This window comes from Achromobacter sp. Marseille-Q0513 (assembly GCF_018195695.1).
Taxonomy (GTDB): Bacteria; Pseudomonadota; Gammaproteobacteria; order Burkholderiales; family Burkholderiaceae_B; genus Achromobacter.
Genome location: NZ_JAGTJY010000410.1, coordinates 1 through 791 on the forward strand (window position 1 = coordinate 1; position 791 = coordinate 791).

A 791-nucleotide genomic window follows, 5' to 3' on the forward strand; every position below is an offset into this window, starting at 1 on the left:
GATCGAGTTAGGCAATTCCTTGACTACGTTGGCTACGGATTGAGCAGGAATCAGTCGATTGAATCTGATACGGAAGCTGATAGTTAGCTAAGATATGTCGTGAGGGAGGCAGTGTAAGTGCACTGCTGCCCTAGCATTTGGCGATGAATTTCTACGACGGGTTTAACTGGGAAATGCACACCGGATGACGATATCGGGGGATCGACCGGTGGGGGTGTAGGTGTAGCAAAATTGTCCCTTCGCGGACATCGCGCTTCATTGCCTACCGTATACTTCTTGAACTACCGCAACAACGGTGGTCCCGGGGTGGAAGCCGGGAAGCTATAGGCGGACTGCCGCCGCTCAGGCGGCTATTTTTCGTCCGCGCGTCTTTGCACGTCCCTATGGGCGGGCCTAGACGGGGGTGCGCTTGCGCACGCCGGGTCCTATAGCTCCGGTCTTCCAACCTTGTCTTGTGCCCGCCCGCCTCATTTGGAAGTGGGGCGAGCGGGTTTCCCATCCGCTATAGGTAATGCCATGACGCAACATCCCCTCATTCAAGACCCTTGGTCCACCGACGCTTCATCGGCGCACGGCTTGGTTCTACTTTCTCATCTACACCTCATCGACCGCACCCGTTATGCGATAGAGACCATCGCCCGCATGGTCGGCAACAGTGCGTCCGAGCCGGACGCGACAGGCGCGCAACCGCTGGATGCCTGGACAGTGGCTGCATTGATGGGCGGCGTGGAAAGTCTGTGCGACCAATTGGCCAACCTGACCGACACGATGTTGGAAAGGGCGCAGGCTGG

The 791-nt window shown here is 57.6% G+C and carries 1 protein-coding gene; it reads left to right on the forward strand.

From position 1 onward, the window contains the following. Positions 1-516: 516 nt before the first annotated feature. On the forward strand, positions 517-791 hold a 275-nt coding region (locus KDH83_RS30970), incomplete at its 3' end, for a hypothetical protein (protein WP_212322913.1).